15 protein-coding genes and 1 pseudogene are annotated in these 15,182 nt (G+C 58.9%); 12 read left to right on the top strand and 4 right to left on the bottom strand.

The window, feature by feature from the left end; all coding sequences use genetic code 11:
- Positions 1 to 4: 4 nt before the first annotated feature.
- The 7 genes from epd (at position 5) to RGM2987_RS20265 (ending at position 6,216) form a co-directional block, all read left to right on the top strand.
- On the top strand, positions 5 to 1,075 hold the full coding sequence (gene epd / locus RGM2987_RS20235; protein ID WP_245144602.1) for an erythrose-4-phosphate dehydrogenase: 1,071 nt from the start codon (positions 5 to 7) through the stop codon (positions 1,073 to 1,075).
- Between the two features lie 24 nt (positions 1,076 to 1,099).
- Positions 1,100 to 2,263, top strand: a complete 1,164-nt coding sequence (locus tag RGM2987_RS20240) for a phosphoglycerate kinase (RefSeq protein ID WP_245144603.1) — start codon at positions 1,100 to 1,102, stop codon at positions 2,261 to 2,263.
- Positions 2,264 to 2,295: 32 nt separating this feature from the next.
- The gene (locus RGM2987_RS20245) at positions 2,296 to 2,520 is read left to right on the top strand and encodes a hypothetical protein (protein ID WP_245144604.1); all 225 of its coding nucleotides are present in this window, start codon (positions 2,296 to 2,298) and stop codon (positions 2,518 to 2,520) included.
- 57 nt (positions 2,521 to 2,577) lie between these two features.
- Positions 2,578 to 2,910: an MliC family protein gene (locus RGM2987_RS20250; RefSeq protein ID WP_245144605.1), complete on the top strand. Its 333-nt coding sequence runs from the start codon at positions 2,578 to 2,580 to the stop codon at positions 2,908 to 2,910.
- 266 nt (positions 2,911 to 3,176) lie between these two features.
- Entirely contained in the window at positions 3,177 to 4,241 is a 1,065-nt protein-coding gene (gene fba, locus RGM2987_RS20255; protein WP_003177554.1) for a class II fructose-bisphosphate aldolase, read from the top strand.
- A gap of 462 nt (positions 4,242 to 4,703) precedes the next feature.
- On the top strand, positions 4,704 to 4,955 hold the full coding sequence (locus RGM2987_RS20260; protein ID WP_245144606.1) for a helix-turn-helix transcriptional regulator: 252 nt from the start codon (positions 4,704 to 4,706) through the stop codon (positions 4,953 to 4,955).
- On the top strand, positions 4,945 to 6,216 hold the full coding sequence (locus RGM2987_RS20265; RefSeq protein ID WP_245144607.1) for a type II toxin-antitoxin system HipA family toxin: 1,272 nt from the start codon (positions 4,945 to 4,947) through the stop codon (positions 6,214 to 6,216). The genes RGM2987_RS20260 and RGM2987_RS20265 overlap by 11 nt, the downstream gene beginning before the upstream one ends.
- Before the next feature lie 91 nt (positions 6,217 to 6,307).
- Here the strand turns inward: RGM2987_RS20265 and RGM2987_RS20270 are convergent.
- Positions 6,308 to 6,592, bottom strand: a pseudogene (locus tag RGM2987_RS20270) (fructose-bisphosphate aldolase).
- 1,237 nt (positions 6,593 to 7,829) lie between these two features.
- Here RGM2987_RS20270 and RGM2987_RS20275 point away from each other — a divergent pair.
- The gene (locus tag RGM2987_RS20275) at positions 7,830 to 8,471 is read left to right on the top strand and encodes a DUF1493 family protein (RefSeq protein ID WP_245144608.1); all 642 of its coding nucleotides are present in this window, start codon (positions 7,830 to 7,832) and stop codon (positions 8,469 to 8,471) included.
- A 111-nt stretch (positions 8,472 to 8,582) separates the two neighbouring features.
- On the opposite strand, the gene RGM2987_RS20280 is transcribed toward RGM2987_RS20275, so the two are convergent.
- Together RGM2987_RS20280 and RGM2987_RS20285 are read right to left on the bottom strand one after the other, a co-directional pair.
- Positions 8,583 to 9,251 (bottom strand): polysaccharide lyase family 7 protein, encoded by a 669-nt coding sequence (locus tag RGM2987_RS20280; RefSeq protein WP_245144609.1) that lies wholly within the window; start codon positions 9,249 to 9,251, stop codon positions 8,583 to 8,585.
- 295 nt (positions 9,252 to 9,546) lie between these two features.
- Positions 9,547 to 10,215 carry a polysaccharide lyase family 7 protein gene (locus tag RGM2987_RS20285; RefSeq protein ID WP_245144610.1) on the bottom strand — a complete coding sequence of 223 codons (669 nt, stop codon included), beginning with the start codon at positions 10,213 to 10,215 and terminating at the stop codon, positions 9,547 to 9,549.
- 324 nt (positions 10,216 to 10,539) lie between these two features.
- Here RGM2987_RS20285 and RGM2987_RS20290 point away from each other — a divergent pair, with 324 nt between their 5' ends.
- Genes RGM2987_RS20290 through RGM2987_RS20300 form a run of 3 tightly spaced genes read left to right on the top strand, consistent with a single transcriptional unit; the run spans position 10,540 to position 13,509 of the window.
- Entirely contained in the window at positions 10,540 to 12,663 is a 2,124-nt protein-coding gene (locus tag RGM2987_RS20290) for an EAL domain-containing protein (RefSeq protein ID WP_245144611.1), read from the top strand.
- Between the two features lie 42 nt (positions 12,664 to 12,705).
- Entirely contained in the window at positions 12,706 to 13,209 is a 504-nt protein-coding gene (locus RGM2987_RS20295) for a M48 family metallopeptidase (protein WP_245144612.1), read from the top strand.
- A 3-nt stretch (positions 13,210 to 13,212) separates the two neighbouring features.
- Positions 13,213 to 13,509, top strand: coding sequence for a winged helix-turn-helix domain-containing protein (locus tag RGM2987_RS20300; protein ID WP_245144613.1), 297 nt, complete (start codon positions 13,213 to 13,215; stop codon positions 13,507 to 13,509).
- Positions 13,510 to 13,634: 125 nt separating this feature from the next.
- On the opposite strand, the gene RGM2987_RS20305 is transcribed toward RGM2987_RS20300, so the two are convergent.
- Entirely contained in the window at positions 13,635 to 14,087 is a 453-nt protein-coding gene (locus RGM2987_RS20305) for a GNAT family N-acetyltransferase (RefSeq protein WP_245144614.1), read from the bottom strand.
- A 259-nt stretch (positions 14,088 to 14,346) separates the two neighbouring features.
- Here RGM2987_RS20305 and RGM2987_RS20310 point away from each other — a divergent pair, with 259 nt between their 5' ends.
- Positions 14,347 to 15,084, top strand: coding sequence for a transporter substrate-binding domain-containing protein (locus RGM2987_RS20310; protein ID WP_245144615.1), 738 nt, complete (start codon positions 14,347 to 14,349; stop codon positions 15,082 to 15,084).
- Positions 15,085 to 15,182 lie beyond the last annotated feature (98 nt).

The raw sequence follows: 15,182 nt of genomic DNA on the forward strand, positions 1-15,182 counted from the left end.
CCCAATGCCCCAATCGCGTCCTTACAAAGTTGCACTCAACGGCTACGGCCGGATTGGTCGTTGCGTCCTGCGTGCGTTGTTCGAGCGGGGGGCGAAGGCCGGGTTCGAGATTGTGGCGATCAACGATCTGGCCGACATGGCCAGTATCGAATACCTGACACGCTTCGACTCCACCCACGGCCGGTTCCCTGGTGAAGTGCGGGTCGAGGGTGACTGTCTGCATATTAATGGCGACTGCGTGAAAGTGCTGCGCAGTGCCACTCCCGAGGGCATCGACTGGGCCTCCCTGGGCGTCGATCTGGTGCTCGAATGTTCCGGCGCCTACCACACCCGCGAAGACGGCCAGCGTTTTCTCGCGGCCGGTGCGCCAAGGGTGCTGTTCTCCCAGCCGATGGCCAGCGAAGCGGATGTGGACGCGACCATCGTCTACGGCGTGAACCAGGATTGCCTGACTGGCGAGGAACTGCTGGTGTCCAACGCGTCCTGCACCACCAACTGCGGCGTGCCGCTGTTGCGCCTGCTGGACCAGGCCATTGGCCTGGAGTACGTGTCGATCACCACGATTCACTCGGCGATGAACGACCAGCCGGTGATCGACGCCTATCACCATGAAGACTTGCGCCGTACCCGTTCGGCGTTTCAGTCGGTGATTCCGGTGTCCACTGGTCTGGCGCGTGGCATTGAGCGGCTACTGCCGGAACTTGCCGGGCGAATTCAGGCCAAAGCCGTGCGGGTGCCGACGGTGAACGTGTCCTGCCTCGACATCACGATGCAGACCGTGAGCGATACCGACGCCACCGAGGTCAACCGGATCCTGCGCGAAGCCGCCACCAGCGGCCCGCTCAAAGGCCTTTTGGCCTACACCGAGTTGCCTCATGCCAGTTGTGATTTTAACCATGACCCTCATTCGGCCATTGTCGATGCCAGCCAGACCCGTGTTTCCGGGCCGCGGCTTGTGAACATCCTGGCTTGGTTCGACAACGAATGGGGTTTTGCCAACCGAATGCTGGACGTTGCCGAGCACTACCTGCAAACAGCGGCTGCGCTTTCTGCTTCCAACCAACCTGCTCTCTAAACAGTTATCCAGGAATTGCGACCCATGACCGTGTTGAAGATGTCCGACCTCGATCTGCAAGGTAAGCGCGTACTGATCCGCGAAGACCTCAACGTCCCCGTCAAGGACGGTGTCGTCACCAGCGACGCGCGCATCCTGGCTTCGCTGCCGACCATCAAGCTGGCCCTGGAAAAAGGCGCGGCCGTGATGGTCTGCTCCCACCTGGGTCGTCCGACCGAAGGCGAGTTCTCGGCGCAAAACAGCCTCAAGCCCGTGGCCGACTACCTGAGCAAGGCTCTGGGTCGCGACGTGCCCCTGGTGGCCGACTACCTGGGCGGCGTTGACGTGAAGGCCGGCGACGTCGTGCTGTTCGAAAACGTGCGCTTCAACAAGGGCGAGAAAAAGAACGCGGACGAGCTGGCCCAGCAATATGCCGCCCTGTGCGACGTGTTCGTGATGGACGCTTTCGGCACCGCCCACCGCGCCGAGGGTTCGACCCATGGCGTGGCGAAGTTCGCCAAGGTCGCCGCTGCCGGCCCGCTGCTGGCTGCCGAACTGGACGCGCTGGGCAAGGCCCTGGGTTCTCCGGCCCAGCCGATGGCCGCGATCGTTGCCGGCTCCAAGGTGTCCACCAAGCTCGACGTGCTCAACAGCCTGAGCCAGGTCTGTAATCAACTGATCGTCGGTGGCGGCATCGCCAACACCTTCCTTGCCGCGGCCGGCCACCCGGTGGGCAAGTCCCTGTACGAGCCGGATCTGTTGGACACCGCCCGTGAAATCGCCGCCAAGGTCAGCGTGCCGTTGCCGGTGGACGTGGTGGTCGCCAAGGAATTCGCCGAAAGCGCCACCGCCACCGTCAAGGCCATTGCCGACGTGGCCGAAGACGACATGATCCTGGACATTGGCCCGCAAACTGCAGCCAACTTCGCCCAACTGTTGAAATCTTCCCAGACTATCCTGTGGAACGGGCCGGTGGGTGTGTTCGAGTTCGACCAGTTCGGCAACGGCACCAAGGTACTGGCCCAGGCCATTGCTGACAGTGCTGCGTTTTCCATCGCTGGCGGCGGCGACACCCTGGCGGCCATCGACAAATATGGCGTGGCCGGGCAGATCTCCTACATTTCTACCGGTGGCGGCGCGTTCCTCGAATTCGTCGAGGGCAAGGTCCTGCCGGCCGTGGAAATCCTGGAAAGCCGGGCCAAGGCCTGAGGCTTCTGTTGACCAGGCAAGGGAGTGTTCTGATGGTCAAGACGTTTACGTTGCTGTTGGTGGCGGCGATGGTGGCGGGCTGTTCAAGCAGTCCACCGCCCACGGCCCCGGAAACCGGGACGCCGACGCCCGAGGAAGGCTGTTACCAGGCCGACTGGCAGGCCGAGACCAACCCGGTGCTGAACAAGCGTTCGGGGCCGGACGGCCTGGACAAATACGAGACGCAAACCCCGGCCAAGGAACATGGTTGTCCTTGACGGGTCTGACTCTTTAACTCAGGGCGGGCGGCGTGTGCCGTTCGTCGAGGAACACGGATGAAAGGCTTGGTCGCCGTTGCGGCGTTGGCATTGCTGGGCGGCTGTGCCCAGCTGGACTTTTTGCATTCGTCCGCACCTGTTGAAGGCTGGACGAGCTGGACGTGTGACAGCGAGGCCAAGGTGCTCTGGCGCTACACCGATGCCGCCCGCAAGGAAGTTGACGTGCGCCTGGGCGGTGCCGATCAGGTCTATCACCTGAAACAGGAGCCGGGCGCATCGGGTGCGCTGTACAGCGACGACATGCTGGCGCTGCACGTCCAGGGTGAGGAAGGCCTGGTGTATTGGGTCGCCACCAATGACTTGATTGGGCGTGGTTGCAAGGCGCAGTAACAGACACACCACGGAATTAATGTGGAAGCAGATCCAATGTGGGAGCGGGCTTGCTCGCGAATGCGCTGGGTCAACTTGCATTTTCGCCGGATGTGAAACCGCATTCGCGAGCAAGCCCGCTCCCACAGGGATCCGCGCAAGATGTAAGAGATCAGCAACACCGAATTCGCAGCCAGGGCCAACCCCCGACCTGCAATGACTTGAATAGCCGCCGCCGCTCCGGCAGGCTGGCACGATTAACGACCCTCGACCGGGAGAGATACACAATGGCACTTATCAGCATGCGTCAAATGCTGGACCACGCAGCCGAGTTCGGCTACGGCGTCCCAGCCTTTAACGTCAACAACCTTGAGCAGATGCGCGCCATCATGGAAGCCGCTGACAAGACTGACTCTCCGGTGATCGTCCAGGCGTCGGCCGGTGCCCGCAAGTACGCCGGTGCGCCGTTCCTGCGTCACCTGATCCTGGCGGCGATCGAAGAATTCCCGCACATCCCGGTGTGCATGCATCAGGACCACGGCACCAGCCCGGACGTCTGCCAGCGCTCGATCCAACTGGGCTTCAGCTCGGTCATGATGGACGGCTCCCTGGGCGAAGACGGCAAGACCCCGACCGACTACGAATACAACGTGCGCGTCACCCAGCAAACCGTCGCCATGGCCCACGCCTGCGGCGTTTCGGTGGAAGGCGAGCTGGGTTGCCTGGGTTCGTTGGAAACCGGCATGGCCGGTGAAGAAGACGGCATCGGCGCCGAAGGCGTGCTGGATCACAGCCAGATGCTGACCGACCCGGAAGAAGCCGCGGACTTCGTCAAGAAGACCCAGGTCGACGCCCTGGCCATCGCCATCGGCACCAGCCACGGCGCCTACAAGTTCACCAAGCCGCCTACCGGCGACGTGCTGGCGATCGACCGCATCAAGGAAATCCACAAGCGCATCCCCAATACCCACCTGGTGATGCACGGCTCCTCCTCGGTGCCGCAGGAGTGGCTGGCGATCATCAACCAGTACGGTGGCGACATCAAGGAAACCTACGGCGTGCCGGTCGAGGAAATCGTCGAAGGCATCAAGTACGGCGTGCGCAAGGTCAACATCGACACCGACCTGCGCCTGGCTTCCACCGGTGCCATGCGCCGCCTGATGGCGACCAACCCGAGCGAGTTCGACCCGCGTAAGTTCTTTGGCGCCACCGTGACCGCGATGCGTGATGTGTGCATTGCGCGTTATGAGGCATTTGGGACTGCGGGTAATGCTTCCAAGATCAAGCCGATCTCGCTGGAAGCAATGTATCAGCGGTATTTGAAGGGTGAGTTGAACGCTAAGGTCAACTGAGTCTGCTGCTTTGAGAAAACCCGCATTTTTTGCGGGTTTTTTTATGGGCGGGGGTGTGGGTACCAGGACCTACCTGTGGGAGCAAAGCTTGCTCGCGAGGGCGGCCTGACAGCCGACTGGCTCCCTGCGGATGACCTCAATCCAGTGTGGGAGCGGGCTTGCCCGCGAAAGATCTCAACCATACGACGGATCTTGCGGATGAACGCCAATTTCAGATGCGCCGACAAGACAGGGATGAGCGGGAGCATGGTGGGCACTTTCTGCGAACACAGAATTCAAAAGCCGAGCAAGCAGAACGAAATTGATCTTTCCCTCCCAATTTCCGTTTCCCTGCCCCAGATATCAACTCAAATTTACCGCCTGTGATGGCGGTGTTTTCTTGCGTGATGCCAAAAGTTGAAATGTCCGCTATAAAGGACATAGTGAGCCTGTTCTGTCTATAAGTCCGTTATGGTGGACATTATGTTAATCCTCAACCCTTCAGCCCTTGGTGAGAGAGTCCGGACGCTACGGCGTGGAAAGGGCTATAGCCAGCAGCAGTTGGCCGAAAAGGCTAATTGTAACCGCAAAACGATCATCGACCTTGAGGCAGGTGCAAATGTGGCGGTATACACCTTGTTTCGGGTCGTCACAGCGCTGGGGATGGCACTGGAGGTTGTCGACAAGCGAATTGATCTCAGATCCCTCGCGGATTTGGTAGAGCATGATGAGTAAGGTCAAGCTGCTCAATGTCATGACACCGCAAGGCTACAGCGGCGACCTATCCAAGGGGTCGCAGTTCTCGTTTGCTTACGCGAGCGCCGAGGCATCACGGGAGGTTTCTCTGGTCATGCCTTATGATCCTACCCCTTCAGTCAGCAACGTCCTTCATCCAATATTTGATATGAACGTACCTGAAGGATTTCTGGCGGACCAAATCAAGCGCCGAATGGCCCGGCATATTCAGGTCGACGATATGCGCCTGCTATCGGTAATAGGCGGCAACCAGATTGGGCGGCTAAGTTATATCAATCCTACGCAGGCCTCGACGCCCGTTCGTGCTCAAGTCGGTCTGCGAGACATCCTGTCGGCGGACGTTTCACACAGTGTCTTTGATTTTCTGGTCGACACCTATTTCGAGTCCGGCATTTCGGGCGTACAGCCTAAGGTGTTGGTGCCCGATTTGGACAAGCTGACGGGGGACCGAAAGACCATGCTCAGCTCCGATCTGATCGTCAAGTCCGGCGCAGAGGAGTACGTCCACCTGGCGCAAAACGAGTTCCTATGCCTGGAAGTTGCTCGACTGGCAGGGTTGGAAACGCCACCCTTCTGGCTCTCGGAAAACGGTGAGTTGTTTGTAATGGAGCGGTTTGATCTGACCCCTTCGGGTCGGCTGGGTTTTGAAGACATGGCGGTACTTCTCGGTCTGCACAAGGACCCTCATGACAACTACAAGTACTCGCAGAGCTACGAGACTCTTGCAGCAGTTGTGGGACAAGTGTGCCGTCATGCCGAACCGGTCCGTGAACTGGAACGGTTTTTTTCTTCGGTGTGTCTCTCGGTCATGGTGCGTAATGGTGATGCTCATCTGAAGAACTTCGGAGTTATCTATACGCATCCTGATGCACTGGAAACGGTGCGCTTGGCCCCGGTTTTTGATGTCACCACAACCACGGTTTATGAGCACTACAACCCCAAGTCTGGCCGCTCGCTGGTGGATAGAACGCTGGCAATCAAGATGAACAAGGTGAAAACCTACCCTGATCGAAAGCAACTGATCGAGTTCGGTCGCAAGCATTGTAGAGTGGATAAACCTGCCTTGATTATCGAGCGAATCGCCGATGCCATGAGCCAGGCGCTGGCGATCAATGGAGCGCGTATCCACGGCGAGTTATTGAAAAGCATGCAGGTGGAGTGGGATTGCGGTCGGATCGCAGCACTGCATGACCCTGTTTCGTCTCGGTTCAGGGGGACGTCTTGGCAGGAACGTAAGTAGGATGTGAGCTTGTTCTAGATAGCGCCGTTTCAGCCAACTTCCATGTCACTGAACCGGCGCATCGCGAGCAGGCTCGCTCCCACAGGGGGCTTTACTCTTCTTGGAGTCCGCGTTGCTCGATCACTCCGAAGACATCCGCGACGTCCTGCACCATGATTCGGGCGATATTGGTGATGGTATTGATGTCGTTCGCACTTGAGTCGCGCTACGTCATGCAGGCCATGAGGGTCAGGTAGTCGAGGGTGGCGTGCAGGCGTTCGCTGGCGCAGGCGTGGAGTTCGGGGAGTGGGGCTGTGCGGTCGATGAAGAGGATGGGATGGGTGGTGGCGATTGGAGTTAACGGCGTGAAGCGGCTGGATGATTGATTCGTTGTCATAAGGTTTGATTCCTAAAGAAAAAGAAATGCCACCTTTTTGCTGCGAAACAAACGGGTGGCAGCTACACGCGGGTTCGCAGACCAGGAGGAATCAAACCCGGCAGACCCGAAAGTCTCCCGCGCGCAACCGCCATAAAATGAACGCGGGCATTTTGCCTGAATATTCATTCGACGGTGTATTCCTCTGTATTGGGCTGCGAAACCCCGTCACCGACCGAAGCCAGCGACGGCCCTAACTATAGAGCGGATTCAGAGCGGATTTTTGACCCAACAACCGAGCTGTAGGACGCCCGTAACCTCCGTGGCGAGGGAGCTTGCTCCCGCTCGGGGGCGCAGCCCCCGTAAACATTGGGCATAGGGTGAGTCTGACGAAAAGAAGGGGCCGCTTCGCAGCCCAGCGGGAGCAAGCTCCCTCGCCACGGTGTGTGTTTTCCTACGAGATTTTCAGAAGGGCAGGTGCGCAGTATTTGCTGAAGAAATGGCAAATGCTGTGGTTGATCGGGTGCAACCGGTAGAGATTGGTCGGCTGTCAGGCCGTCTTCGCGGGCAAGCCCGCTCCCACATTTGGATCGGGTTAAACCCGCAAGAACAGGTCGGCCGTTAGGCCGCCTCGCTTTTGCTTTTGCTTTTGCTTTTGATCTTGGGCGCCCCATTAACCACAAGGGCCGAACGCAGGCATTGCATAGTGGGCAACCCGGCATGGATGCCGGGTTAGCCGCGCAGGGCCATGGATGGCCCATCGCGGCGGGCCCACGGAGCAATGCCGGAGTGAGGGAACACCGAGCCTAGGCGAGGTGCCCAGTGGTGGGGCACAGCCTTTTTTGCTTACTTTTTTTGGCGTTTGAAAAAAAGTGAGCCGCCGTCAGGGCGGAACCCTAAGTCGCCGTTACCGCAGCAATGGATATGCACCCGGTCAAAAAACACACAACCCGTCAGGCCGCCATCGCGAGCAGGCTCGCTCCCACATGGAGCTGTATTCCTCTTCGAGTCTGCGTCGTTCAGTCACTCGAAGGTAGTAAAAATTACTCTTGAATGTAGTCCGTTTCCGAAAAGACTTTTCAATCTAACCAAAGCCCGGGCTGGAGCGCTGCGCTTGGGGCAGACTCCGTTTCGTATCCATTGACTGGTAGCGAAGCCGTGATCGAGGAAAAGACCCAATACGCTGGTCACTACGGGCTCACTTTCTCCGTAACGCGATTGAGCATGATGCTTCACAAAATGGTTCTGGAGCATCCTGATGGATAGCCTCCTCGCCCCCCTGCTACCGGGGCTTCTGGTGCTTATCGTCTACCTTCTGCTTGCCGCCAGAATAAAGTCATGTACGCGTAGGAAGTGGTGTGGCCTGCTTCTTTCCTCCATCGGTCTGCTTGTTCTGATTCATAGCCCATCCTGGCTCCAGGATTTGCACACTTACCCCTTTGCATCGGGCGTCATCCTGATGGGCTGGCTGCTGTTCCTGGACCGAAACGAATACCGTCGAGCCCGATCAAACACCCCCGCTCATCCGCTTTGGACGGCTCCCACGAGCAACCTGGCGCCGAACTTTCCCACTGATGCGTTGATGCATCAACTCCTGCAATTGCTGCACGAGGAGATAGGCCTCTCCAAGCACCAGACGCTTCGACTCGATACGGCCATCAATCTCGACTTCAAGTGCGAGGATCGCGAGGTCAGACACTTCATTCAGGTGTTTCGACAGGAGTTCTCTGTGCATTCAGGGGATTTCAAAGCCCGCCGCTATGTCTGTTCGCCATTAACCGAGATCCTGGTCAAATGCCGGCTGCTCAAGTGCCGCCAGAAAATCCCCCTGACCATTGGCATGCTCTACCAGGCGCTAAAAAACCGGCGTTGGAATACCCGGACGCTGGAAGCTCTATAGAAATGGTTCGGAAAGTCGGTGCACGAAAGATGTGCACGATCCGACACTCGTCCCAGCGGCACTCCAGCAGGGGCATGTAACCTCGCGGGAGCTGCCGCAGACGGCGATCTATCAAGTGTTGTGATCAATATCCAACTTACTGAACGTCACTTTCCCGCCTTCGCTGGTATAGCCGGAATTGTCCTGCACATACACCCCGGCCTTGAAATACAACGGCTTGACCCGCCAGGTGGAGCTGATGGTGGTGTACCAACTACGACCCGCCGCAGTGATGCCAAGATCACCAGTACGATCCAGATGAATACGGTAGGAAAACGCCTGGGAAATCTTCACTCCACTGGCAACTGTGATGACACGGGCCTTGCTGTCATCGGGACGCATGCGGACCTTGGCAACGATGTCGCCGAGGTTGTTGGCATCCTTGTACTGGTACTCCAGCTTCACCATGGGTTTGTTGCTGTCTTTGGTATGGATCTGACCAATGACGACTTTGCCGCTGCTGGGCACTTGGTTGACGGTCAGGGTGGCATTCAGAAAGTTGTCGGCTTCGGGGTACAACCAATTGCGCAAGGTGCCGTCTTTGTAGGTTTCCCGCAGTTCGCTGCGCGGGTAGATCGCGTTTTCAGTCTTTGAGCCGGTGACGGGTGCCCAGAAACGCACCGTGCTGCCATCGGGGCTGAAGTATTTGTCTTTGAATCCATCCACCAATCGCGGGGTTTCGATGGTTTTTGGTGGGCTCCCTTCAGGGATGCTCAAGTTCCAGGTGGCAAGATCGACCATGTTCGGATCCTTTTTCACGAGTAAAAAAACTGCAAGACCCAATCGGAGGCTCTATTCCAGGCATTTCAAGGCGCCTTCATAGCGCGGGAATCGAACGTTTCACGTGTTCGTCCGGCGGATGGTTGGCGTCAACTGTCCGTCAGAGTGGTCTTTGCGGCTTTTGTGCCCGAGATGAGTGACCGCTGGTCGGGTATTTATTTTCCCAATGGAACGATGGCCATATGAAACCTGTCGCTTTTGCCGGGTCCGGCCAACGGCAAGCGGCAATCCCTGCCGCTACGCGCGTTGAAAGCGGTCAAATCTTGTGCAGGATTTCCAACTGGCTGAACGTCACCTTTCCGCCTTCCGTGGTGTAGCCGGTGTTGTCCTGCACGTAGACACCAGCCTTGAAGTACAGCGGCTTGTCCTTCCAGGACGGATCAATGGTGGTGCGCCAGTTGAAGCCCGCTGCACTGATACCCAGCGCACCCTTGGGGCTGAGGTGGATCATGTAGGTAAAGTTACGATCAAGCTTTACACCGGTGGCCACGATAATGACCTGACCTTCTTCGTCATCGGGACGCATGCGCACCTTGGCGACGATGTTGCCGGTGCTCGTTTTGGTCTTGTACTGATACTCCAGTTTCACCATCGGGCTGGTGCTGTCCTTGGTGTGAATCTGACCAATAACGATCTTGCCAGTGCTCGGCACCTGGTTGACGGCCAGGGTGGCCCGCAGTTGATTATCGGCTGCCGAGTAGAGCCAGTTGCGCAGCGTGCCGTTGCTGTAGGTTTCACGCAGTTCGCTGCGCGGGTAGATCGCGTTGGCGGTCTTGCTGCCTGTGACGGGCGACCAGAAAAACAGCGTGCCGGTATCGGCGTGGAAGTATTCGTTCTTGAAGCCTTGGGCCAGTCGTGGGGTTTCAATGGTCACCGCCGGGCTGCCTTCAGGGATGCTCAGGTTCCAGGTAGAGAGATCGATCATGTTCGTGTCCTGCGTAACTGTGTAAAAAATATGCGTGGCTAGGCGAAGGCTCTAACCCGCACTTCTGGGGGCGACCTGACACACCGGAGTAAGCTTTTTGTCGTGTTGTTTCGGCGGTGAATTGACGTCAATTGATCGTCACTGGAAGGCATTGCAGTTTCTGTGCCCGAATGGGGTGACCGTTAGTCGGCTATTTCGGGCTTTATCTGGATGATGGCGCGATGACACCTACTGCTTTTCAAAATCACCGTCTAGAGTGAGATCACAAGTATTTGTCAGCTTTGCTACGTAAAAAACGGCGTGGCGCCCGATAAGAGAAGCAGCATGGAATGCGCGCAACCACCGCTTGGCGAAGATAGCTCCGTACTTTTGATCGTTGATGATTACCCTGAAAACCTGCTCAGCATGCGCGCGTTATTGCAGCGGCCGGACTGGCAGGTGATGACCGCGTCCTCGGGATTCGAAGCGCTCGATCTGCTGCTTGCACACGAGATCGACCTGGTTCTGCTGGACGTGCAGATGCCTGACATGGATGGTTTCGAAGTGGCGCGCCTGATGCGCGGCAGCCAGCGCACCCGGCTCACGCCGATCATTTTCCTGACTGCCAACGAGCAATCCCAGGATGCAGTGATCAAGGGCTACGCCACGGGCGCCGTGGATTATCTGTTCAAGCCCTTCGATCCGCAGATCCTCAAGCCCAAGGTCCAGGCGTTGCTGGAGCACCAGCGCAATCGCCGGGCGTTGCAGCGCTTGAGCCAGGATCTGGAAGCGGCCAGGGCCTTCAATGCCTCGGTGCTGGACAATGCCGCCGAAGGGATCCTGGTGGTGGATGAGGACGGTCTTATCCGTTTCGCCAACCCGTCTACCTGCCGTTTGCTCAATGCCACCGCCGATCAGTTGCAGGGCTCGCCGCTGCTGGATTTCATGCAGAAGCCGCATATTCCCGAGTGGGCGGGTTCCGAGTTCCTTGGCGCCTATGGCCGTGGCGAAATCTTGCGCTTGCATGACGCAGTCCTGCGTACTGCACCCGGCCAGCAGGTGTCGGTGGCCTTGTCATGTGCGCCGCTGCCGGCGGAGCAGAAGGCGATGGTGGTGACCCTGCAGGACATGTCGGTGGTGCGTCACCTGCACCAGCAACTCGAGTACCAGGCCGTCACGGACCCACTGACCGGTCTGCTCAACCGCCGGGGCTTCTACCAGACCGCAGAAAACCTGCTGATGCGCAGCGAGCGGCTGGAAAGCAACTGGGTGCTGCTGTACCTGGACCTCGACGGCTTCAAGCGGGTCAACGACTCCCTGGGCCACGACGCCGGCGACCGGGTGCTGCGCTGGGTCTCGGAACAGTTGAAAGCCTGCCTGCGTCCGTTCGATATCCTGGCGCGGCTGGGCGGTGATGAATTCACGGCGCTGCTGGACCTGGAGTTTCCCGAGCAGGCGGCCAAGATTGCCGAAAAGCTGATCGAGCGCGTGGCGATCTGTCAGCAGATCGAAGGCATGGACGTGGCGCTCGGAGCCAGCATCGGTATTGCCACCTATCCCGATTGCGGCGCCAATCTCGACGGTCTGTTGCGAGCGTCCGACATCGCCATGTACGAAGCCAAGCGTGCCGGCCGCCAGCAGTATCGTTTCTACGATCACGAAATGAACGGTCGAGCCCGTTCACGCCTGATGCTCGAAGAAAGCGTGCGCTCGGCCATCGAGAACCGCGACTTCAACATGGTCTATCAGCCGCAGGTCAGTATCGCCGACGGGCGGATCCGCGGGTTCGAGGCGTTGTTGCGTTGGCAGCACCCCAGCGTGGGCGACGTGCCGCCGGGCCTGTTCCTGCCACTGCTGGAAGAGGCTCGGTTGATCAGTCGGCTGGGCAGTTGGATTTATCATCGCAGCGCGGCCCAGCGCAAAGTCTGGGAGCGGATATTCGCCGATGACCTGGTGCTGGGGGTGAGCCTGAGCAGCACCCAGTTCGGCATGCCTAACCTGGTCACCGAGTTACGCCAGGTGCTGGAGCGCCATGCGTTGAAACCCCTGCAGCTGGAGGTCGAGGTGACTGAGGATGCGTTGATGCGCAACCCCGACGAAACCCAGAAACAGCTGCGGCTGTTGCGTCAGCTCGGCGTACGAGTGGCCCTGGATGATTTCGGTTCGGGGCCGTGTTCGTTGGCGCATCTGCGTGACCTTGAGCTCGATACCCTCAAGCTCGACCGGCACCTGATCGCTCGCCTGCCGGCCTCGCCCCGGGACGCCGCGCTGGCGGCCTCGGTGATTGACCTGTGCAAGCAGTTGGGCCTGAGGGTGATTGCCGAAGGGGTGGAAACCTTCGAGCAGTACCAGTGGCTGCAAGCCCACGGCTGCGAATATGTGCAGGGCTTCCTCGTCGCCCGTCCATTGATGGCCGAAGACACTGATGCCTTTGCCCAACCGTTTGACTGGAGCACGGTGCAGGCCTGAATTTCGCTACACTGGCGGCCTCTCGTAACCGTGTTGCCGCCAATGACCGCGCTCAAATACCTCCAGGCCTACCCCGCCACCCTGCAAGCCCAGGTGCAGCAGTTGATTGCCCGGGATCGGCTGGGCGAGTACCTGCACCAGCGCTATCCCGAGCGGCATTCGATCCAGAGCGACAAGGCCCTGTACGCTTATGCGCTGGAACTCAAGCAGCAGTATCTGCGTAACGCACCGGCCATCGATAAGGTGCTGTTCGACAACCGCCTGGACCTGACGCACCGCGCCCTCGGCCTGCACACCGCTGTTTCCCGCGTGCAGGGCGGCAAGCTCAAGGCCAAGAAGGAAATTCGCATCGCCGCGCTGTTCAAGGACGCGGCGCCCGAATTCTTGAACATGATCGTCGTCCACGAACTGGCGCACTTCAAGGAGTCGGATCACAACAAGGCCTTCTACCAACTCTGCGAGCACATGCTGCCCGGGTATCACCAGCTGGAATTCGACCTACGGGTGTACCTGACCTGGCGGGACTTGCAATCACACAAGGAATGACGAATGGACGTCAGCAAGACCAAGACCAGCTTCTATCGGCGCCTGTATGTGGCTTACCTGATCGACAGCGGCATTGCCAGCAATGTCCCTGCGCTCACCGAGGTCACCGGCATGCCACGACGCACCGCCCAGGACACCGTCGCGGCCCTCGCGGACCTGGACATCGTCTGTGAGTTCGAGCAAGAGCCTGGCGCCCGCAACCATGCCGGGCGGTATCGGATTCGTGATTGGGGGGCGATTGACCGGAGTTGGATCGAGGGGAATCTGCAGCGGATCAAGGCGGTGCTTGAGTATCCCTGATTTTTTGCGGCGCCTGGGCAGGCGCTTTCGCGAGCAAGCCCGCTCCCACAGTAGATCTTCGGTGAACACAAAATTGTGAGCCATGCGAAGGACCTGTGGGAGCGGGCTTGCTCGCGAAGAGGACGTCAGGGACGATGCATGCCTATATGCGCAATCCCATCCTCCAGATACTCCACCCCCACCACCTCGAACCCATAACGCCCGTAGTACCCCTGCAAATGCGCCTGGGCCGATAGCGAGATGGAAGTCCCGGGCCAGTGCTTCTCGGCCTGCTTGAGGCCTTGCTCCATCAGCGTATGTCCCAGGCCTTGGCCCCGCGCTTGCGGCGCGATGATCACGCGGCCGATGACCACGTCGCTGTTTTGCGAATGCGGGTCGAGCAGGCGCAGGTAGGCCACCAGGCGATCGCCCTGCCAAGCCATCAGGTGGCAGGTGTCGCCTTCCAGGTCCAGGCCGTCGACGTCCGGGTAGGCGCAGTTCTGCTCGACGACGAACACTTCGGCGCGCAATTTGAGAATGGCGTACAGCTGTTCCTTACTCAGGTCACTGTGATGTCTACAGACCCAGTCGATGTCCATTTTTTGAATTTCCTGAATGATCCGATGCCGATATTAAGCGGGCTTTCATTGGAAGTCTCTTTCTCGAACGGCTGGAAAATCTGTGACAAAGGCCAAAATGCCATCATTCCCAGGTCGCGGTGTTGTCTTCTTTATGTAATCTTCGGTGCAGCGCTGCGTAGCGGTCTCAGTGAGCTAATGTTAGGTCGGATGTCCAAGGACATCCCGTAAGTGTCGGCTAAAAACAAACCGGGCTTTGAACCCGTCAAGGATGTTTGGCATGCCGCGATTGCATCGAGCTCTTGCTTTGGTTGGGTTGCTGTTGCTGAGTCACCAGGCCTGTGCGCAGACGTTGCGCCTGGTCGCCGATGGTTGGCCGCCCTTCACTGACTCGACATTGGTCAATGGCGGCCTGGCGACCGATATCGTCAGCACGGCCCTGGCCCGGGCCGGCTACGCCACTGAATTCGAACAGGTGCCCTGGGCCCGGGCGATGCTCGGTATCAGCGAAGGCCGCTATGATGTGCTGGTCAATGCCTGGTACGCCGAGGACCGCACCCAGATTGGCCGGTTCTCTGCCGAATACCTGCTCAATCGCGTGCGCTTCATCAAGCGCAAGGAAGAGCCGATCGAGTTCGATAACCTGCAGCAATTGCATGCCTACCCCATCGCCGTGGTGCGCGGTTACGCCTACTCCAAGGATTTCGACGAAGACCCGCAGATGCAGAAGGTCCCGGTACACAGCTTCGCCATGGCCGTGCGCATGCTGGCCGCCGAGCGGGTCAAGCTGACCCTGGAAGATGAATACGTCGCTCGCTATTACCTGGCCCGGGAATCAGCCAAGGTGCGCAACGCCGTGGAGTTCCTGCCCAAGCCGTTGAGTGAAAACAGCCTGCACATTCTGGTCAGCCTGAAAAACCCGGAGCATGAGCAGATCGTGGCGGGGTTTGATAAAGCGATTGCGGCGATGAAGGCCGATGGGAGCTATGCGCGGTTGTTGGAGCTGCATGGGATGTAGGGCCTGTGCGGGCCCTATCGCGAGCAGGCTCGCTCCCACAGTTGAAATGCGTACTCCTGTGGGAGCGGGCTTGCTCGCGAAGAGGCCGGCCCTGCAAC

Origin of the sequence: Pseudomonas sp. RGM2987 (assembly GCF_022952855.1) — a bacterium.
Lineage (GTDB): Bacteria > Pseudomonadota > Gammaproteobacteria > Pseudomonadales > Pseudomonadaceae > Aquipseudomonas.